Below are 18,212 nucleotides of genomic sequence, written 5' to 3' on the forward strand. Positions count from 1 at the left end.
CCGTCTCCTTACCAGCTCGACTTGACAATACCCGGCACCTTGCCGGAATTGCCCAACTCGCGAAGCGCAATACGCGACATCTTGAGTTTACGATAGAACGCGCGCGGACGGCCCGTTACTTCGCAGCGGTTGCGGATACGTGTCTTCGAGCCGTCACGCGGCAGCGAAGCGAGCTTCAGTGTTGCCTGGAACCGCTCTTCGATCGGAAGGGACTGGTTCATGACGACAGCTTTGAGCGCGGCACGCTTGGAAGCATGCTGTGCAACTGTCTTGCGGCGGCGCTTGTTCTTTTCAACTGCGCTTGTTTTCGCCATATCAGAGTTCCTTTTCTACGCTCGTCGTTACGGTTACTGACGGAAAGGGAAGTTGAACTCTGTCAAAAGAGCCCGAGCTTCGTCGTCCGAAGTCGCCGTCGTGCAAACGATGATGTCCATGCCCCACATCTGATCAACCTTATCGTAGTTGATTTCTGGGAACACAATGTGCTCCTTGATGCCCATGGCGAAGTTGCCACGGCCGTCAAAGCTTTTCGGGTTCAGGCCCCGGAAGTCGCGAACGCGCGGAAGCGCGATGTTGATCAGACGGTCAAGGAACTCATACATGCGAGCGCCACGAAGAGTAACCTTCGCACCGATTGGCATGCCTTCACGAACCTTGAAGCCAGCAATGGAATTGCGAGCCTTGGTAACAACCGGCTTCTGACCAGCAATAGCGGCCAGATCGGCTGCAGCAACTGTCGGCTTCTTCGAATCAGCCGTTGCTTCACCAACACCCATGTTGATAACGATCTTGTCGAGCTTCGGGATCATCATCACGTTAGAGTAGGAGAACTTCTCCTGCATAGCGCCGCGAATACGGGAAACATATTCAGCCTTGAGACGCGGCTCGTACTTGGACTCAGCCATCGATCACTTCTCCCGAACGCTTGGCCACGCGGACCTTCTTGCCGTCTACAACCTTGAACCCAACGCGGGTCGCCTTACCGTCCTTGTCGACGATAGCAAGGTTAGAGATGTGCAAGGATGCTTCCTTGTTGATGATGCCAGCTTCTTGGCCCTGGGTCTGGCGCTGGTGACGCTTCACCATGTTTACGCCACTCACGAAAGCCCGATCTTCTTTTGGCAAGACCTGAGTTACTTCGCCGGTACGGCCCTTGTCCTTACCGGTCAATACGACAACTTTGTCGCCTTTGCGAATTTTCTGCATCGCTATCGCTCCTTACAGTACTTCTGGAGCCAGCGAGATGATCTTCATATGGTTCTTTGCGCGAAGTTCGCGTGGAACCGGTCCGAAGATACGGGTGCCGATAGGCTCTTTCTTGTTATCGATAAGAACAGCTGCGTTGTTATCGAAACGGATGACGCTGCCGTCAGCGCGACGAATGTCCTTGGCGGTACGCACTACAACCGCCTTCATCACGTCGCCCTTCTTGACGCGGCCGCGCGGAATAGCTTCCTTGATCGAAACGACAATAATGTCGCCAACGGAAGCATACTTACGCTTCGAGCCGCCCAGCACCTTGATGCACATGACACGACGTGCGCCGGAATTATCCGCCACGTCGAGGTTTGTTTGCATCTGAATCATGTCAGGTCGCCTTCTTGTTGTTACTGGAACGGTTGGGCAGCCTCATAGAGAAAGCCCCCTGCTCCAGCTTATGAAAAGTCTCTGTTTTCGCGCGGAAGAAATCTTGCCAGGGTGGTTTCCATAACGGACCTTCCGTGCGCATCAAAGCAAAAGACGCCCGGTGACGAGCGTCCTTGCGCTGCTTCATACAGGTTTTCGCGCCGATAGCAAGAGCCCGGCGCGAAACTGTTTGAATTAAGCCTGTGCGGAAACAACCGTCCAGCGCTTATCCTTGGAGATTGGTGCGCATTCCTCAATGGAAACCACATCACCAACCTTGTATTGGTTGTTTTCGTCGTGGGCCTTGTACTTCTTCGAACGACGAACGGTCTTCTGAAGCAGTGGGTGAGCGAATCGACGCTCGACCTTGACCACAACGGTCTTCTCGTTCTTGTCGGAAACTACGACGCCCTGCAGAATGCGTTTCGGCATATTATTCTTCCTTTAGGCCTTGGCTTCTGCCGCCTTCTGGCGGGCAATGGTTTTCACGCGGGCGATGTCCTTACGGACTTCGTTGATGCGCGAGGACTTTTCCAACTGACCGGTAGCCTTCTGGAAGCGCAGGTTGAACTGCTCTTTCTTCAGGTCGGCAAGCTTGTCCTTGAGCTGATCGGCGCTGAGGCCGCGAACATCTTCGGCTTTCATTGTGCCTGCTCCTTACTCTGCGATGCGCTGTACGAAGCGCGTCTTAACCGAGAGCTTGGCAGCGCCGAGACGAAGCGCCTCACGGGCGATCTCCTCGGAAACACCGTCGATCTCGAACATCATACGACCAGGCTTGACCTTGCAAGCCCAGTATTCGACCGAACCCTTACCCTTACCCATACGAACTTCGGTCGGCTTGGCCGTAACCGGAGTGTCTGGGAATACGCGGATCCACACACGACCTGCGCGCTTCATGTAACGCGTGATCGCGCGGCGGGCCGCTTCGATCTCGCGTGCATTAACGCGGTTCGGTTCCTGCGACTTCAAGCCGTATTCACCGAATGCAAGGTCAAAGCCGCCCTTGGCCACACCTTTGATGCGACCCTTGAACTGCTTGCGGTACTTAGTACGCTTTGGCTGCAACATTTTCTTACTTCTCCGAGCTTATCTTTCGCCAGCGTCAATCAAGCGTTTTCGCGACGACGATCGCCACGATCACCGCGCTCACGGCTTGCCGGACCCTGGGCATCGCCTTCGAGCGCACGACGCTCGGAAGCCATCGGATCGTGCTCAAGGATTTCGCCCTTGAAGATCCAGACCTTGATGCCGCAAATACCGAATGCGGTTTCAGCTTCAGCTGTACCGTAGTCGATGTCTGCACGCAGGGTGTGAAGTGGCACGCGACCTTCGCGGTACCATTCGGTACGAGCGATTTCCGCGCCGCCAAGGCGGCCGCCGCAGGTGATCTTGATGCCTTCGGCGCCAAGACGCATAGCGGACTGAACAGCACGCTTCATCGCACGGCGGAAAGCCACGCGGCGTTCGAGCTGCTGGGCAATCGACTGTGCTACGAGTGTAGCGTCGACTTCCGGCTTGCGCACTTCAACGATGTTGAGGTGCGTTTCGCTGTCGGTCATCTCCGAGATCTTCTTGCGAAGCTTCTCGATGTCTGCACCCTTCTTGCCGATGATCAGACCCGGACGAGCCGAGTGGATGGTCACGCGGCACTTCTTGTGCGGACGTTCGATGACAACCTTGGCGATGCCTGCCTGCTTCAATTCCTTGATCAGGTAAGCACGGATCTTGAGATCTTCGTGGAGCAGCTTGCCGTATTCGGCAGTGTCTGCATACCAGCGGCTATCCCAAGTACGGTTGATACCGAGGCGGAAGCCGATTGGATTAATCTTCTGACCCATTATGCGGCCTCCCCTTTTTCCTCGACTTCGCGAACAACGATAGTCAAGTGTGCAAACGGCTTTTCGATACGCGAGGCGCGACCACGGCCACGAGCGTGGAAACGCTTCATGGTGATGGACTTGCCAACGTAGGCCTCGGCGACGACGAGAGCGTCGACGTCGAGGTCATGGTTGTTTTCTGCGTTCGCAATAGCCGATTCCAGCGTCTTCTTGACGGTGGAAGCGATACGCTTGCGGGAGAATTCGAGCTCGGCGAGAGCGCGATCAACCTTCTTGCCACGGATAAGAGCAGCAACCAGGTTCAGTTTCTGTGGGCTGACGCGAAGCGTACGGGCAATAGCCTGAGCCTCGTTGTCCTTCAGCCGGCGTTCGGTCTTAGCCTTCGCCATGATTACTTCCTCTTTGCCTTCTTGTCCGCGCCATGACCGTAGTAGGTCCGGGTCGGAGAGAATTCACCGAACTTGTGACCGACCATGTCTTCATTGACATTGACCGGCACATGCTTGCTGCCGTTGTAAACGCCGAAGGTCAAGCCTACGAACTGCGGCAGGATCGTGGAGCGACGGCTCCAGATCTTGATTACTTCATTACGTCCGCTTTCGCGTACCTTCTCAGCCTTTTTGAGAAGATAGCCGTCAATAAACGGACCTTTCCATACTGAACGAGCCACTTGGACTACCTCTCTTACTTCTTACGCTGATGGCGCGAACGCATGATGAACTTGTCGGTCGACTTGTTGGAGCGTGTACGCTTGCCCTTTGTAGGCTTGCCCCACGGAGTCACCGGATGGCGACCACCAGACGTACGACCTTCACCACCGCCGTGCGGGTGATCGACAGGGTTCATAACGACACCGCGAACGTGTGGACGCTTACCGCGCCAACGCGAACGACCGGCTTTACCGTCGTTGGTGTTGCCGTGGTCGGCGTTGGAAACAGCACCGATGGATGCAAGGCAAGAGCCGTGCACGAGACGCTGTTCACCAGAGTTCAGACGAAGGATCGCCATACCCTGGTCACGACCGACGAGCTGCACATATGTACCTGCCGAGCGAGCGATCTGACCACCCTTACCAGGCTTCATCTCGACGTTATGGATGATCGAACCAACTGGGATGTACTGAAGCGGCATTGTGTTGCCTGGCTTCACGTCAACAGCCTTGTCGGAGGCGATCACCTTGTCACCAGCAGCAAGACGCTGTGGCGCGAGAATGTAAGCCTGTTCACCGTCAGCGTAAGTTACGAGCGCGATGAATGCAGTGCGGTTTGGATCGTATTCCAGACGCTCAACCGTACCCTCAACGTCAAACTTGCGACGCTTGAAGTCAATGAGACGGTATGTGCGCTTGTGACCGCCACCCTGGAAACGGACAGTGATCCGGCCCTGGTTGTTACGGCCACCCTTCGAGCTGAGACCTTGGGTCAGCGCCTTAACCGGCTTGCCCTTGTAGAGCGAAGAACGGTCGACAATGACCAGCTGGCGCTGGCTCGGAGTGGTTGGATTGAAACTTTTCAATGCCATTTTATTGTTCCCTTTTGGGTCTTTGCCCGCGTGGGCCTAACCTTTAGAGTCCGGTGGACACGTCGATGGATTGACCTTCGGCGAGCGTGACGACGGCTTTTTTGACGTCCTTCTGCTTACCAGCGAACCCACGGAAACGACGGGTCTTACCCTTGCGGATAAGCGTGTTCACAGCCGTGACTTTGACGCCGAAGAGAGCTTCGATAGCAGCCTTGATTTCAGGCTTCGAAGCGTCTTTGGCGACGTTGAATACGACCTGGTTCTGTTCGGATACCAGCGTCGACTTTTCCGTGATCGAAGGAGATACGATCACATCGTAGTGGCGAAGATCCGTCATTTGAACCGCTCCTCCAGAGCCTCTACAGCAGCCTTGGAAAGCACCAGCTTGCCACGACGCAGGATGTCGTAAACATTGATGCCCTGAACCGGCAGAACGTCCACGTTTGGAATGTTCTGAGCAGCAAGCTTGAAGTTGCCATCAAGCTCGGCGCCGCCGATAACAAGAGCGTTGGTCAGGCCGAGCGAGGCGAAATTGCCCAGCAGAGCCTTTGTCTTTGCTTCAGATGCAACGAGCTGATCAACGATGATCAGGTCTTCAGCCTTCAGCTTTGCAGAAAGCGCGTGACGCAGAGCGAGAGCGCGAACCTTCTTCGGCAGGTCATGAGCGTGGCTGCGAACAACCGGGCCATGAGCCTTACCACCGCCACGGAACTGCGGAGCGCGAGCCGAATGGTGACGAGCGCGGCCCGTACCCTTCTGCTTGTACATCTTCGCACCGGTGCGGGAAACTTCCGAACGGTTCTTGGTCTTGTGCGTACCCTGCTGCTTCTTAGCAAGCTGGTAGCGAACCATACGCGCCAGAATGTCCTGGCGTGGGTCGAGGCCGAAAATTTCGTCCGACAGGGATACCTTGCCGGCGTCTTTTCCCTCGAGGGTCGTGACGTTCAATTCCATAATAAGGCTCCCTTACTTCGCAGCCGACTTGACGGCATCACGGACGATGATCCAGGAACCTTTGGAACCAGGAACGGCGCCCTTCACGAGGATCAAACCGCGATCCTCATCGGTCGAAACCACTTCCAGATTCTGGGTCGTTACGCGTGTCTGGCCCATATGACCGGCCATGCGCTTGCCCTTCCAAACCTTACCAGGATCCTGGTTCGAACCAGTCGAACCATGCGCACGGTGCGAAACCGAGTTACCGTGCGAAGCGCGACCACCACCGAAGTTGTGACGCTTCATAGCACCGGCAAAACCCTTACCGATCGTGGTGCCGGTTACGTCAACCAGCTGACCAGCGGCAAAATGGCTTGGCGTCAAAGTCGCGCCAACATCGATGAGGTTTTCTTCGGAAACACGAAACTCAACAAGCTTAGCCTTAGGCTCAACGCTTGCAGTTGCGAAGTGACCACGAAGAGCCTTCGATGTATTCTTGACCTTCGACTGGCCAGCACCGAGCTGAACTGCGATATAGCCATTCTTTTCTTCAGTGCGCTGCGAAACAACCTGAACGTTGTCCAACCGCAACACTGTAACTGGGATGTGCTCACCAGCGTCATTATAGACGCGGGTCATTCCCACTTTCTGTGCAATCACACCTGAACGCATTGGTTCAATCCTCTTGCGAGCCTTGAAGGGAAACCCCTCTCCGCCCTTTGTTTAGGAGTTCCCGTAGACGTCTCACGACGCGTCCGGTCTCCGGTTTAGAAGTCGTTGGATTACTCCACGTACCTTCCTTGTTATATCCGGCTTTCGCCGGGGCCTTAGAGCTTGATTTCGACGTCAACGCCAGCCGCAAGGTCGAGCTTCATCAAAGCATCAACAGTCTGCGGAGTAGGATCAACGATATCGAGAAGACGCTTGTGCGTACGCATTTCGAACTGTTCACGGCTCTTCTTATCTACGTGAGGAGAGCGGTTAACGGTAAATTTTTCGATGCGTGTTGGGAGCGGAACCGGGCCGCGAACGCTGGCGCCGGTGCGCTTGGCGGTCGACACGATTTCGCGAGTAGAGGCATCGAGGATCCGGTGATCGAACGCCTTGAGGCGGATACGGATATTCTGGCCGTTCATTCGACTTGTCCTTGTTCTTAGTTATTCAATTTCCGCACGCGGAAATACATGAACCTATGTTGATCGTGGCGCCGCAGATTTTCAAAAATCGAGAGGAATGCAAGGCGCACCCCAATCATTTCGTTAGTCTGGATTACTTGAACGCCATGGTTCGCAAACACCTGCGAATCTCATAACAGCTCTGACTGCGCGTTTACGCGCTTTCACTGTAATTATCAAGCATTAAAAATGCCTCGTCGTCACGGTTTTTACCGATAGACAAATTGGCGACCCCGAGAGGTCGCCAATTCAATGTCTTCAATGAGGGCCGAAGCCCACATTAATTACTCGATGATCGAGGCAACGATGCCAGCGCCGACGGTACGGCCGCCTTCGCGGATAGCGAAGCGCAGCTTTTCTTCCATCGCGATTGGAACGATCAGTTCGACTTCAACAGTAACGTTGTCGCCTGGCATAACCATTTCCGTGCCTTCTGGCAGCGAAACGATACCGGTAACGTCAGTTGTACGGAAGTAGAACTGAGGACGGTAGTTCGTGAAGAACGGTGTATGACGGCCGCCTTCTTCCTTTGTCAGGATGTAGGCTTCTGCCATGAACTTCTTGTGAGGCTTAACAGAACCTGGCTTGCAAAGGATCTGACCACGCTCAACGCCGTCACGGGTAACGCCGCGAACCAGTGCACCGATGTTGTCGCCAGCCTGGCCCTGATCGAGCAGCTTGCGGAACATTTCAACGCCGGTAACAGTCGTCTTAGACGTCGCCTTGATGCCGACGATTTCAACTTCTTCACCAACCTTGACGATACCGCGCTCAACGCGACCGGTAACAACAGTACCACGGCCAGAGATCGAGAACACGTCTTCGATTGGCATCAGGAACGGCTGGTCGATTGGACGCTCTGGTGTTGGGATGTAGGCGTCAACCTGAGCCATCAGCTCACGAATAGCGTCTTCACCGATCTTCTTGTCAGAATCGTTAAGAGCAGCAAGAGCCGAACCCTTAACAACAGGAACGTCGTCGCCTGGGAAGTCGTAGGAAGAAAGAAGTTCACGAACTTCCATTTCTACGAGCTCGAGCAGTTCTTCGTCGTCAACCTGGTCAACCTTGTTGAGGAACACGACCAGAGCAGGAACGCCAACCTGACGAGCAAGCAGGATGTGCTCGCGGGTCTGTGGCATTGGGCCGTCAGCAGCCGAGCAAACCAGGATCGCGCCGTCCATCTGGGCAGCACCGGTGATCATGTTCTTCACGTAGTCGGCGTGGCCGGGGCAGTCAACGTGTGCGTAGTGACGGTTAGGCGTCTCATACTCAACGTGGGCTGTCGAAATGGTGATACCACGAGCCTTTTCTTCAGGAGCGGCGTCGATTTGGTCATACGCCTTGAACTCGCCGAAGTACTTGGTGATTGCGGCCGTCAACGATGTCTTGCCGTGGTCAACGTGACCGATCGTGCCGATGTTAACGTGAGGCTTATTGCGCTCAAACTTGCTCTTTGCCATTATTGGCTCTCCATTCTTATCCCTGAAAGGGAATAAACCTTAAAATTTTTGTGTGGGTATTCCGGTCACTTCTGACCGGAATACTTTGCCTGGATTTCAGCAGCTACGTTGCTTGGAACAGGCGAATAGTGATCGAACGTCATCGAGTACTGTGCGCGACCCTGCGACATGGAGCGAAGGTTGTCGACGTACTTGAACATGTTCGCAAGAGGAACATGCGCGCTGATCACGATCGTGATGCCACGCGATTCCTGACCCTGGATCTGACCGCGACGCGAGTTCAGATCGCCGATAACGTCACCGACGTAATCTTCTGGGGTAACAACTTCGACCTTCATCATCGGCTCGAGAAGCTGTGCACCAGCCTTCTTTGCTGCTTCACGGAAGCAAGCACGCGATGCGATTTCGAACGCCAGAACAGACGAGTCAACATCATGGTATGCACCATCGATGAGAGTTGCCTTGACACCCAGCATCGGGAAGCCAGCCAGAGGACCGGAAGACAGAACGCTTTCGATACCCTTCTGAACGCCTGGGATGTATTCCTTTGGAACAGCACCACCAACGATCTTGGACTCGAACTTGAAGTCTTCGCCTTCTGGGTTCGGTTCGAAGATGATCTTCACACGAGCGAACTGACCGGTACCACCGGACTGCTTCTTGTGTGTGTAATCTTCTTCGTGCAGCTTCGTGATCGTTTCACGGTAAGCAACCTGCGGAGCACCAACGGTCGCTTCAACCTTGAACTCGCGACGCATACGGTCAACGAGAATGTCGAGGTGAAGTTCGCCCATGCCAGCGATGATTGTCTGACCGGATTCTTCGTCAGTCTTGACGCGGAACGAAGGATCTTCAGCAGCCAGGCGGTTGAGCGCGAGGCCCATCTTTTCCTGGTCGCCCTTGGTCTTCGGTTCGATCGCGATCTGGATAACCGGCTCAGGGAATTCCATGCGCTCGAGGATAACCGGCTTCAACGGATCGCAAAGCGTGTCGCCCGTTGTGGTTTCCTTGAGGCCAGCCAGAGCAACGATGTCGCCAGCAAAGGCTTCTTCGATGTCTTCACGGCTGTTGGAGTGCATCTGAAGCATACGGCCGACGCGCTCACGCTTGTCCTTGACCGTGTTGATTACAGATGTGCCCTTTTCGAGCTTGCCCGAGTAGATACGTGCGAAGGTGAGCGAACCAACGAATGGGTCGTTCATGATCTTGAACGCGAGCATGGAAAGCGGCTCGGAATCATCAGCGTGACGCTCGATTTCAGCTTCGGTCTTGAAGTCGATGCCCTTGATCGCAGGAATGTCCAGCGGAGAAGGCAGGTATTCAACAACAGCGTCGAGAAGCGGCTGAACGCCCTTGTTCTTGAACGCGGTACCGCAGAACATCGGGTGGAACTTCACGTCGATGGTGCCGCGACGAACGAGAGCACGAATCTTGTCGTTGTCTGGGTAGTTACCTTCGAGGTAAGCTTCCATTGCTTCTTCGTCGATCTCGACAACAGTCTCGATCAGCTTCTCGCGATATTCTTCAGCCTTGGCCTTCATATCTTCTGGGATCTCAACAACGTCCCACTGAGCGCCGAGCGATTCGTCGCGCCATACGAGAGCGTTCATTTCGATGAGATCGATCACGCCCTTGAATTCGGTTTCTGCACCGATTGGCAACTGCATGACAACAGCTGTCGCGCCGAGACGGGTCTTGATCATTTCTACCGAGCGGTAGAAGTCAGCACCGGTCTTGTCCATCTTGTTGCAGAAGATCATACGCGGAACGTTGTACTTCTCAGCCTGACGCCATACGGTTTCAGTCTGCGGCTCTACACCAGCGTTGGCGTCGAGCAGAGCAATAGCACCGTCGAGAACACGCAGCGAACGCTCAACTTCAATCGTGAAGTCAACGTGGCCGGGGGTGTCGATGATGTTGAAACGACGCATCTTGCCATCGCGACCCTTCCAGAAGGTCGTGGTAGCCGCAGAAGTGATGGTGATACCACGCTCCTGCTCCTGTTCCATCCAGTCCATCGTGGCAGCGCCATCATGAACTTCGCCGATCTTGTGCGACTTACCGGTGTAGTAAAGAATACGCTCGGTTGTGGTCGTCTTGCCGGCGTCGATGTGCGCCATGATACCGAAATTGCGGTAGTCTTCGATTTTATATTCGCGAGCCATAACGGACTGCCTTTCGGATCGGTTAGATTACCAACGGTAATGCGAGAATGCGCGGTTAGCGTCAGCCATCTTGTGCGTGTCTTCACGCTTCTTGACAGCCGAACCGCGGTTGTTCGCAGCATCCATGAGTTCGCCGGACAGGCGATCGACCATGGTTGTTTCGTTGCGCTTACGAGCAGCAGCGATCAGCCAGCGGATTGCGAGGGCCTGACGACGCTCAGGACGAACATCAACAGGAACCTGGTATGTCGCACCACCAACGCGGCGAGAACGAACTTCAACGTGCGGAGCAACGTTATCGAGGGCCGAATGGAACACGCCGAGCGGCTCCTGCTTCGTCTTGCCCTGAACGGCGTCGAATGCGCCGTATACGATGCTTTCAGCAACGGACTTCTTGCCATGAAGCATGATAGCATTCATGAACTTGGTGACGATCAGATCGCCGAACTTTGGATCCGGGTTGATCTCACGCTTTTCTGCACTATGGCGACGGGACATACTGTTTGTCTCTCAAATGTTATTGACGCTCAACCACGCGGAGAACCTCGCGCAGCGCCGAATTTGTTAATTGCCGAATTACTTCGGACGCTTCGCACCATACTTGGAGCGGCGCTGCTTACGGTTCTTTACACCCTGCGTATCGAGAACGCCGCGGATGATGTGGTAACGAACACCTGGCAAGTCCTTTACGCGGCCGCCGCGGATCATGACTACAGAGTGTTCCTGAAGGTTGTGGCCTTCACCAGGAATGTAGCCGATGACTTCGAAGCCATTCGTCAGACGGATCTTGGCAACCTTACGAAGAGCCGAGTTAGGCTTCTTAGGGGTCGTCGTGTAAACGCGTGTGCAAACGCCGCGCTTCTGTGGGTTTTCCTGCAGAGCAGGAACCTTATTACGCTTTACCTGTGCCTGGCGTGGCTTGCGGATAAGCTGGTTTACGGTAGGCATACAACCATCCCTTAGTATCTATCGCCCTCTCGGGCCGACGTTATGCCGTTTCCGGCGGTGGCACACGCTATACTTCATGCGCAAAACGTGGCCCAATCCGAATTGATCGGATGGACCACAAAGGCAGAGGACGTATCACTACGTCGTGCGTGCAGCATTCGTGTCTTCAACGTGCGTTGGACCCAGTTTGAGCAGATATCCGGAACGAGTCATTCCGAACGGCCAAACCTCATACAGGTTCCGATGGGCGGCGTACTACTGTTTTACCCCTACTTCGTCAAGGGTGAATCCACATTTTGTCCCGCAGCACCGGCCTTCTCGGGCCTTCGTTTAGCATATTTACCGCTGCTGTTAATCTGTTTCATCAATATATCGGCCAAAACACGTATTCCGTATTGGGCTTTATACCAAAGCCGTCTATTGATTCTTCAAACGACGCTTGGTGACACCATCACCGTGGCTGTTCGTCAGCACACAGCAAAAAAACGGCCTTCAGGAGCAAGGAGAACACCATGACCCTCCCCCATAATGATAACGACAACGGATCGGTTGACCCCATGGTATTCATCGTCATAGGCAAGGCTTATGAACGGGATGGCGACGAAGGCATCGACATCCACGTGATCCTACGTGCACCCGATGATGACACAGCCGTCCGCGACACGCTGAATGCACTTTCGGAGGAAGGTTTCCTCGAGGCCGACCTCGACCAGATCGGCATGCTGACGGAGATCCCCGACGAAGAGCCGCATGCCTCGGCCTATCAGGGAGCGCTGGAAGGCGAAGTCGCCATTATCCGCTTCGCATAACCCTTATAGCCAAAACAGACAAACCGCCTGTCACCAGGCGGTTTTCTTTTTTAAACAGTAAACAGATCGTATCAGTTGTTGATATTGGCCGCTGGCTTCGGTGTAGTGGCCGTTTCAGCCGGCAGGATCGGATAGATGATGTCGGGAGCCTTGCCGGTCAGCGATCCCAGAAACGCCACGATCAGATCGACATCCTGATCATTCAGGTCCTCGCCCAGCTGCGCAGTGCCCATCACCGCCACCGCCTGCTTCAGGTCCCAGACCTTGCCCGAATGGAAGTAAGGCGCGGTCAGCGCCACATTGCGAAGTGGTGCAGCACGGAACACATATGAGTCGTCAGCCGTGTTTGTCACCGCAAAGCGACCTTTGTCATTTTCAGGCAAAACATCGGCACCTGGCTTCTCCACCAGACCGAATGGATAGTACCCTTCCCCGCCGACATTGATGCCGCCGTGGCACGAGGCACAGCCCTTGTCCATGAACAGCTGCAGGCCCTGTCTTGCCTCCAGCGTCAGTGCGTTCTCATCCCCATTCAGATAGGCATCGAAGGGTGCCGGCGTGATCAGCGTGGCTTCAAAGGCTTCAATCGCCTTGGCAAAATTATCGAAGGTAACCGGGTCGTCTTCACCGGGGAAAGCCGCCTTGAACCAATCGACATATTGCGGCATCGAATTGAGCGTCGCGACCACCTGCACCGGCGTATTGGCCATCTCCACACCGGCCTGTACCGGGCCTTTCGCCTGTGCCTTCAGGTCATCCGCACGACCATCCCAGAACTGTGCAACGTTGAACACCGCATTGAACACGGTCGGTGAATTGCGCGGTCCCTTCTGCCATCCGTGGCCGATCGACGTCTCGAGGTTGTCGTCACCACCGGTTCCGACATTGTGGCATGAGTTGCATGAAAACACCCCCGAGGCCGACATGCGCGGATCAAAGAACAGTGCCTTGCCGAGCGCTATCTTCTCTGCTGTGATCGGGTTGTCCTTGACCGCTGGAATGGTTGAGGGCAGCGGCCTGAATATCGCAAGTGCGCTTTGCCGCAACTCGGCCGGAACCGGGTCCGCCGCATAAACAGCCGTGGTTGCCAAAACTCCGGCAGCCAATGTGTATAGAAATTTTCTCATAACAGCCTCCGTTCGCCGACCCTGCCTTCCTGGTTTTAAGCAACAGGGCCGGCCCTTCAGTTGGGAGGCAAATCCCCTGCCCTTGCCGGCTCCTGGCTGGGAAGATCTGCCTCCTGTGAACGGATTAAAATTAGAATAAATAAAAACTGGTCCTTTGCGATGGATCAACGGCAAGAGGCCACCAAACGCAAAAACGCCCGAATTGCTTCGGGCGTTTAGGTTTGTCAATTCTGGAGGGTGCGGCAAATTGGCACCCATTAGACCATCTATCCGAAGCAGGTATCGTGCACCGAAATGATGCACGACACCGGATCGAATTACTCGCCGGCAGGAACCGTTTCGTCCTTGGTCATGTCGCGCAACATCTGCGTTGCGGAGTCCGAACCAGTGGACTTCTTGCGCTCTTCGATGATCAGCTCGTCGCGTGTCGTCGCGATGCGGCGGATCTGGGTCATGGTACCGCCCGTACCGGCCGGGATAAGGCGACCGACGATAACGTTTTCCTTCAGACCCTGCAGCGTGTCCATCTTGCCGGCGATTGCAGCTTCCGTGAGAACCTTTGTGGTTTCCTGGAACGAAGCAGCCGAGATGAAGGACGGCGTCTGCAGCGATGCCTTGGTGATACCCAGAAGAACTGGTTCGCCGTAGGCAGGCTTCTTGCCTTCCTCGATCAGACGATCATTCATGTCGTCCATTTCGATGCGGTCGACATTGTCACCCACGATGTACTGGCTGTCACCAGCATCCGTGATTTCAACCTTCTGCAGCATCTGGCGAACGATCACTTCGATGTGCTTGTCGTTGATGACAACGCCCTGCAGACGATAGACTTCCTGGATTTCGTTCACGAGGTAGGAAGCCAGAGCCTCTACACCCTTGATCGCCAGAATGTCGTGCGGAGCTGGGTTACCGTCGAGGATGTAGTCACCCTTTTCGATATAGTCGCCTTCCTGAAGGTGGAAGGGCTTGCCCTTCGGGATCAGGTATTCGACTGGCTCTACACCATCTTCAGCAGGCTCGATGATGACGCGACGCTTGTTCTTGTAGTCGCGGCCCAGACGGATCGTACCATCGATTTCGGCGATGATAGCGTGGTCCTTTGGACGACGGGCTTCGAACAGTTCAGCAACGCGTGGCAGACCACCCGTGATGTCCTTGGTCTTGGCACTTTCCATTGGCGAACGTGCAAGCACATCACCCTGGGAAACCTTCGTGCCCGGTTCTACGGACAGAATTGCGTCAACCGACAGCAGGAAGCGGGCTTCACCACCACGAGAAAGCTTGGCAATGTTGCCGGAAGCATCCTTGATAACGATGGCAGGCTTGAGGTCCGAACCGCGAGGTGTCGAACGCCAGTCAATAACCTGACGCTTGGTGATACCGGTGGATTCGTCGGTTGCTTCCAGAACCGAGAGACCATCGACCAGGTCTTCGAACTGAACAGTACCTTCGACTTCCGTCATCATTGGGCGTGTGTACGGGTCCCACTCGGCGAAACGCTGACCGCGCTTAACCTTGTCACCGTCATCCACGAAGATCTTCGAACCGTATGCAACGCGCTGCGAAGAACGCTCAACGCCACGCTCATCGAGAATGGTGATGGCCATGTTACGGCCCATCGCGATGAGGACGCCTTCAGAGTTGCGCAGCATGTTGCGGTTCTTGATCTGGATCGTACCTTCGTACGACGCTTCAAGGAACGACTGGTCAACCACGTTCGCAGTACCACCAAGGTGGAACGTACGCATGGTCAGCTGGGTGCCCGGCTCACCGATGGACTGAGCAGCGATAACGCCCACTGCTTCGCCCATGTTAACAGGAGTACCGCGTGCAAGGTCACGACCGTAGCAAACGCCGCAAACGCCAACCTGGATTTCGCAGGTCAGAGCCGAACGGATACGAACGGACTGGATGCCAGCCTTTTCGATGATTGCCACTTCAGCTTCGTCGATCAACTTGCCAGCCTTGACGATGTTCTCGCCAGTGACCGGGTTGTCGATGTCGTCGAGAGCCGTACGACCAAGAATACGTGCGCCGAGCGAGGCAACAATCTGACCGGCATCGACGATGGCAGTCATTGTCAGGCCCTTGTCGGTGCCGCAATCGTTGGAGTTGACGATGCAGTCCTGCGCGACGTCAACGAGACGACGTGTCAGGTAACCGGAGTTAGCCGTCTTCAAGGCGGTATCTGCAAGACCCTTACGGGCGCCGTGTGTCGAGTTGAAGTACTCGTTCACGGTCAGGCCTTCCTTAAAGTTCGAAATGATCGGCGTTTCGATGATTTCGCCCGAAGGCTTGGCCATCAGACCGCGCATACCACCGAGCTGACGCATCTGGCTTGGCGAACCACGGGCGCCGGAGTGCGACATCATGTAGATGGAGTTCATTGGCTTCTGGCGACCGGTTTCCGGATCGAACTCAACAGCCTTAATGCGAGCCATCATCTCTTCGGCGACCTTTTCGGTAGCCTTGCCCCAAGCGTCAACAACCTTGTTGTACTTTTCGCCCTGGGTGATGAGACCATCATTGTACTGCTGTTCGTATTCCTTCACCAAGGCTTCCGTTTCACCAACGATTTTCACCTTGGTGTCCGGGATGACCATGTCGTCCTTGCCGAACGAAATGCCGGCGCGGCAAGCATGGGAGAAGCCGAGCTGCATGATGCGGTCGCAGAAAATGACCGTGTCCTTCTGACCGCAATGACGGTAGACCGTGTCGATCATCTTGGAGATGTTCTTCTTGGTCATTTCCTGGTTGCAGGTGTCGAATGGCACGTTGACATTCTTCGGCAGCAATTCACCAATCAACATACGGCCAGGCGTTGTTTCATGGATCTTCGAAACCGGCTTGCCATCGGCATCAACGGTCTTGAAGCGACCGCGAATTTTCGAGTGCAGCGTCACAACCTTGTTTTCAAGGGCGTGATGCAGTTCGCCGATGTCGGAGAAGGCCATGCCTTCGCCCGGCTCATTCTGGTTCATGATCGACAGGTAGTACAGGCCGAGAACCATGTCCTGCGAAGGAACAATAATCGGGTGACCGTTTGCCGGATGCAGAATGTTGTTGGTCGACATCATCAGAACGCGGGCTTCAAGCTGCGCTTCCAGAGAAAGCGGAACGTGAACAGCCATCTGGTCACCGTCGAAGTCGGCGTTGAAGGCCGTGCAGACGAGCGGGTGCAGCTGAATGGCCTTGCCTTCAACCAGCATTGGTTCGAAGGCCTGGATACCCAGACGGTGCAGCGTCGGTGCGCGGTTCAGGAGAACCGGATGCTCGCGGATAACCTCGTCGAGGATATCCCAAACTTCTGGCTTTTCCTTTTCAACCAGCTTCTTGGCCTGCTTGACGGTCGAGGAGTAACCCTTCGCGTCGAGACGGGCGTAGATGAACGGCTTGAACAGCTCGAGCGCCATCTTCTTCGGCAGGCCGCACTGGTGCAGCTTGAGTTCTGGACCGGTCACGATAACCGAACGACCGGAATAGTCGACGCGCTTACCGAGAAGGTTCTGACGGAAGCGGCCCTGCTTGCCCTTGAGCATGTCGGACAGCGACTTCAGTGGACGCTTGTTGGCACCAGTGATGACGCGACCGCGACGACCGTTGTCGAACAACGCATCGACGGATTCCTGCAACATGCGCTTTTCGTTACGGATAATGATACCCGGCGCACGAAGCTCGATCAGGCGCTTCAGACGGTTGTTACGGTTGATAACGCGGCGATACAGGTCGTTCAGGTCGGAGGTCGCAAAGCGGCCACCATCCAGCGGAACCAGCGGACGCAGGTCCGGAGGAATAACTGGAACAACCTTCATGATCATCCACTCGGGACGATTGCCTGACTCCATGAAGTTCTCAACGATCTTGAGACGCTTCATCAGCTTCTTCTGCTTGAGGTCCGAAGTGGTTTCGGCAAGCTCAACGCGCAGATCGCCAGCGATCTTCTCGAGGTTCATCGAAGCCAGCATTTCATAGATGGCTTCAGCGCCGATCATGGCGGTGAACTGATCTTCGCCGAACTCGTCGACGGCAATCATGTACTCTTCTTCGGACAGAAGCTGGTTCTGCTTCAGAGAAGTCAGGCCTGGCTCGGTCACGATGTAGTTTTCGAAGTACAGAACGCGCTCAACATCTTTCAGCGTCATGTCGAGCAATGTCGAGATACGCGAAGGAAGCGACTTCAGGAACCAGATGTGGGCAACAGGTGCTGCCAGTTCGATATGGCCCATGCGCTCACGGCGAACGCGCGACAGCGTAACTTCAACGCCGCACTTTTCGCAGATGATGCCCTTGTACTTCATGCGCTTGTACTTGCCGCACAAGCATTCGTAGTCCTTGATCGGTCCGAAAATACGCGCGCAGAAAAGACCGTCGCGTTCCGGCTTGAAGGTACGATAGTTGATGGTCTCTGGCTTTTTGATTTCGCCATAGGACCAGGAGAGGATCTTCTCAGGCGACGCAATCGAAATCCGGATGGAATCGAAATGCTGCGCTGGCACCTGAGGATTGAACAGATTCATGACCTCTTGGTTCATGCCTTGTCTCCTTGAGAGGCTTGTTGTCGCCTCTGTTTGCATCTGGACCAGTCGTTCCCGGGATAACTGGTC

Annotated in this window: 22 protein-coding genes; 1 reads left to right on the forward strand and 21 read right to left on the reverse strand. The window is 55.0% G+C overall.

Annotated features, from left to right (window positions below):
* Positions 1-8: 8 nt before the first annotated feature.
* The 19 genes from rpsN to rpsL form a co-directional block, all read right to left on the reverse strand.
* Positions 9-314 carry a 30S ribosomal protein S14 gene (gene rpsN / locus ACZ5FM_RS09755; RefSeq protein ID WP_192488641.1) on the reverse strand — a complete coding sequence of 102 codons (306 nt, stop codon included), beginning with the start codon at positions 312-314 and terminating at the stop codon, positions 9-11.
* 33 nt (positions 315-347) lie between these two features.
* On the reverse strand, positions 348-905 hold the full coding sequence (gene rplE, locus ACZ5FM_RS09760) for a 50S ribosomal protein L5 (protein ID WP_192488640.1): 558 nt from the start codon (positions 903-905) through the stop codon (positions 348-350).
* Entirely contained in the window at positions 898-1,206 is a 309-nt protein-coding gene (gene rplX, locus ACZ5FM_RS09765) for a 50S ribosomal protein L24 (RefSeq protein ID WP_192488639.1), read from the reverse strand. The genes rplE and rplX overlap by 8 nt, the downstream gene beginning before the upstream one ends.
* A 12-nt stretch (positions 1,207-1,218) precedes the next feature.
* On the reverse strand, positions 1,219-1,587 hold the full coding sequence (gene rplN, locus ACZ5FM_RS09770) for a 50S ribosomal protein L14 (RefSeq protein ID WP_003495199.1): 369 nt from the start codon (positions 1,585-1,587) through the stop codon (positions 1,219-1,221).
* A gap of 234 nt (positions 1,588-1,821) precedes the next feature.
* Positions 1,822-2,058, reverse strand: coding sequence for a 30S ribosomal protein S17 (gene rpsQ / locus ACZ5FM_RS09775; RefSeq protein WP_192488638.1), 237 nt, complete (start codon positions 2,056-2,058; stop codon positions 1,822-1,824).
* A 12-nt stretch (positions 2,059-2,070) separates the two neighbouring features.
* Positions 2,071-2,271 (reverse strand): 50S ribosomal protein L29, encoded by a 201-nt coding sequence (gene rpmC / locus ACZ5FM_RS09780; RefSeq protein ID WP_138790874.1) that lies wholly within the window; start codon positions 2,269-2,271, stop codon positions 2,071-2,073.
* A 12-nt stretch (positions 2,272-2,283) separates the two neighbouring features.
* Positions 2,284-2,697 carry a 50S ribosomal protein L16 gene (gene rplP / locus ACZ5FM_RS09785; protein ID WP_192488637.1) on the reverse strand — a complete coding sequence of 138 codons (414 nt, stop codon included), beginning with the start codon at positions 2,695-2,697 and terminating at the stop codon, positions 2,284-2,286.
* A gap of 38 nt (positions 2,698-2,735) precedes the next feature.
* On the reverse strand, positions 2,736-3,467 hold the full coding sequence (gene rpsC, locus ACZ5FM_RS09790) for a 30S ribosomal protein S3 (RefSeq protein WP_192488636.1): 732 nt from the start codon (positions 3,465-3,467) through the stop codon (positions 2,736-2,738).
* The gene (gene rplV, locus ACZ5FM_RS09795; RefSeq protein ID WP_045230773.1) at positions 3,467-3,856 is read right to left on the reverse strand and encodes a 50S ribosomal protein L22; all 390 of its coding nucleotides are present in this window, start codon (positions 3,854-3,856) and stop codon (positions 3,467-3,469) included. The genes rpsC and rplV overlap by 1 nt, the downstream gene beginning before the upstream one ends.
* 2 nt (positions 3,857-3,858) lie before the next feature.
* Positions 3,859-4,137 carry a 30S ribosomal protein S19 gene (gene rpsS / locus ACZ5FM_RS09800; RefSeq protein ID WP_192488635.1) on the reverse strand — a complete coding sequence of 93 codons (279 nt, stop codon included), beginning with the start codon at positions 4,135-4,137 and terminating at the stop codon, positions 3,859-3,861.
* Positions 4,138-4,151: 14 nt separating this feature from the next.
* Positions 4,152-4,988, reverse strand: coding sequence for a 50S ribosomal protein L2 (gene rplB / locus ACZ5FM_RS09805; protein WP_192488634.1), 837 nt, complete (start codon positions 4,986-4,988; stop codon positions 4,152-4,154).
* 43 nt (positions 4,989-5,031) lie between these two features.
* The gene (locus ACZ5FM_RS09810) at positions 5,032-5,325 is read right to left on the reverse strand and encodes a 50S ribosomal protein L23 (RefSeq protein ID WP_192488633.1); all 294 of its coding nucleotides are present in this window, start codon (positions 5,323-5,325) and stop codon (positions 5,032-5,034) included.
* Entirely contained in the window at positions 5,322-5,942 is a 621-nt protein-coding gene (gene rplD, locus ACZ5FM_RS09815) for a 50S ribosomal protein L4 (RefSeq protein WP_192488632.1), read from the reverse strand. Before rplD ends, ACZ5FM_RS09810 begins: the two co-directional genes overlap by 4 nt.
* 12 nt (positions 5,943-5,954) lie before the next feature.
* Positions 5,955-6,596 (reverse strand): 50S ribosomal protein L3, encoded by a 642-nt coding sequence (gene rplC / locus ACZ5FM_RS09820; RefSeq protein ID WP_192488631.1) that lies wholly within the window; start codon positions 6,594-6,596, stop codon positions 5,955-5,957.
* A gap of 155 nt (positions 6,597-6,751) precedes the next feature.
* Positions 6,752-7,060 (reverse strand): 30S ribosomal protein S10, encoded by a 309-nt coding sequence (gene rpsJ, locus ACZ5FM_RS09825; RefSeq protein WP_003507767.1) that lies wholly within the window; start codon positions 7,058-7,060, stop codon positions 6,752-6,754.
* 323 nt (positions 7,061-7,383) lie between these two features.
* Entirely contained in the window at positions 7,384-8,559 is a 1,176-nt protein-coding gene (gene tuf / locus ACZ5FM_RS09830) for an elongation factor Tu (protein WP_192488619.1), read from the reverse strand.
* Positions 8,560-8,624: 65 nt separating this feature from the next.
* A complete protein-coding gene (fusA, locus tag ACZ5FM_RS09835) occupies positions 8,625-10,724 on the reverse strand; it encodes an elongation factor G (protein WP_192488630.1) in 2,100 nt (699 codons plus the stop codon).
* A gap of 27 nt (positions 10,725-10,751) precedes the next feature.
* Positions 10,752-11,222, reverse strand: coding sequence for a 30S ribosomal protein S7 (gene rpsG, locus ACZ5FM_RS09840; protein ID WP_192488629.1), 471 nt, complete (start codon positions 11,220-11,222; stop codon positions 10,752-10,754).
* 78 nt (positions 11,223-11,300) lie between these two features.
* On the reverse strand, positions 11,301-11,672 hold the full coding sequence (gene rpsL / locus ACZ5FM_RS09845) for a 30S ribosomal protein S12 (protein WP_003507760.1): 372 nt from the start codon (positions 11,670-11,672) through the stop codon (positions 11,301-11,303).
* Between the two features lie 512 nt (positions 11,673-12,184).
* Here rpsL and ACZ5FM_RS09850 point away from each other — a divergent pair.
* The gene (locus ACZ5FM_RS09850; RefSeq protein ID WP_192488628.1) at positions 12,185-12,481 is read left to right on the forward strand and encodes a transcriptional regulator; all 297 of its coding nucleotides are present in this window, start codon (positions 12,185-12,187) and stop codon (positions 12,479-12,481) included.
* Between the two features lie 71 nt (positions 12,482-12,552).
* Here ACZ5FM_RS09850 and ACZ5FM_RS09855 read toward each other — a convergent pair whose 3' ends face one another.
* Both ACZ5FM_RS09855 and rpoC read right to left on the reverse strand, forming a co-directional pair.
* The gene (locus tag ACZ5FM_RS09855) at positions 12,553-13,608 is read right to left on the reverse strand and encodes a cytochrome-c peroxidase (protein ID WP_464038567.1); all 1,056 of its coding nucleotides are present in this window, start codon (positions 13,606-13,608) and stop codon (positions 12,553-12,555) included.
* A 317-nt stretch (positions 13,609-13,925) separates the two neighbouring features.
* Positions 13,926-18,140, reverse strand: a complete 4,215-nt coding sequence (gene rpoC, locus ACZ5FM_RS09860) for a DNA-directed RNA polymerase subunit beta' (protein WP_192488626.1) — start codon at positions 18,138-18,140, stop codon at positions 13,926-13,928.
* Between the last annotated feature and the right edge of the window lie 72 nt (positions 18,141-18,212).

Source organism: Agrobacterium sp. 5Ca50, from assembly GCF_055381905.1.

Bases quoted from the DNA above. Each gene is read 5' to 3' on its own strand.
- rpsG (WP_192488629.1), bottom strand. From the start codon at position 11,222: ATGTCCCGTCGCCATAGTGCAGAAAAGCGTGAGATCAACCCGGATCCA.
- rplD (WP_192488632.1), bottom strand. From the start codon at position 5,942: ATGGAATTGAACGTCACGACCCTCGAGGGAAAAGACGCCGGCAAGGTA.
- tuf (WP_192488619.1), bottom strand. From the start codon at position 8,559: ATGGCAAAGAGCAAGTTTGAGCGCAATAAGCCTCACGTTAACATCGGC.
- rpsL (WP_003507760.1), bottom strand. From the start codon at position 11,672: ATGCCTACCGTAAACCAGCTTATCCGCAAGCCACGCCAGGCACAGGTA.
- rplP (WP_192488637.1), bottom strand. From the start codon at position 2,697: ATGTTGCAGCCAAAGCGTACTAAGTACCGCAAGCAGTTCAAGGGTCGC.
- rpsJ (WP_003507767.1), bottom strand. From the start codon at position 7,060: ATGAACGGCCAGAATATCCGTATCCGCCTCAAGGCGTTCGATCACCGG.
- rplV (WP_045230773.1), bottom strand. From the start codon at position 3,856: ATGGCGAAGGCTAAGACCGAACGCCGGCTGAAGGACAACGAGGCTCAG.
- rplE (WP_192488640.1), bottom strand. From the start codon at position 905: ATGGCTGAGTCCAAGTACGAGCCGCGTCTCAAGGCTGAATATGTTTCC.
- fusA (WP_192488630.1), bottom strand. From the start codon at position 10,724: ATGGCTCGCGAATATAAAATCGAAGACTACCGCAATTTCGGTATCATG.
- ACZ5FM_RS09855 (WP_464038567.1), bottom strand. From the start codon at position 13,608: ATGAGAAAATTTCTATACACATTGGCTGCCGGAGTTTTGGCAACCACG.
- rplX (WP_192488639.1), bottom strand. From the start codon at position 1,206: ATGCAGAAAATTCGCAAAGGCGACAAAGTTGTCGTATTGACCGGTAAG.
- rplC (WP_192488631.1), bottom strand. From the start codon at position 6,596: ATGCGTTCAGGTGTGATTGCACAGAAAGTGGGAATGACCCGCGTCTAT.
- rplB (WP_192488634.1), bottom strand. From the start codon at position 4,988: ATGGCATTGAAAAGTTTCAATCCAACCACTCCGAGCCAGCGCCAGCTG.
- rpsN (WP_192488641.1), bottom strand. From the start codon at position 314: ATGGCGAAAACAAGCGCAGTTGAAAAGAACAAGCGCCGCCGCAAGACA.
- ACZ5FM_RS09850 (WP_192488628.1), top strand. From the start codon at position 12,185: ATGACCCTCCCCCATAATGATAACGACAACGGATCGGTTGACCCCATG.
- rpsC (WP_192488636.1), bottom strand. From the start codon at position 3,467: ATGGGTCAGAAGATTAATCCAATCGGCTTCCGCCTCGGTATCAACCGT.
- rpmC (WP_138790874.1), bottom strand. From the start codon at position 2,271: ATGAAAGCCGAAGATGTTCGCGGCCTCAGCGCCGATCAGCTCAAGGAC.
- rpoC (WP_192488626.1), bottom strand. From the start codon at position 18,140: ATGAACCAAGAGGTCATGAATCTGTTCAATCCTCAGGTGCCAGCGCAG.
- rpsQ (WP_192488638.1), bottom strand. From the start codon at position 2,058: ATGCCGAAACGCATTCTGCAGGGCGTCGTAGTTTCCGACAAGAACGAG.
- rplN (WP_003495199.1), bottom strand. From the start codon at position 1,587: ATGATTCAGATGCAAACAAACCTCGACGTGGCGGATAATTCCGGCGCA.
- ACZ5FM_RS09810 (WP_192488633.1), bottom strand. From the start codon at position 5,325: ATGACGGATCTTCGCCACTACGATGTGATCGTATCTCCTTCGATCACG.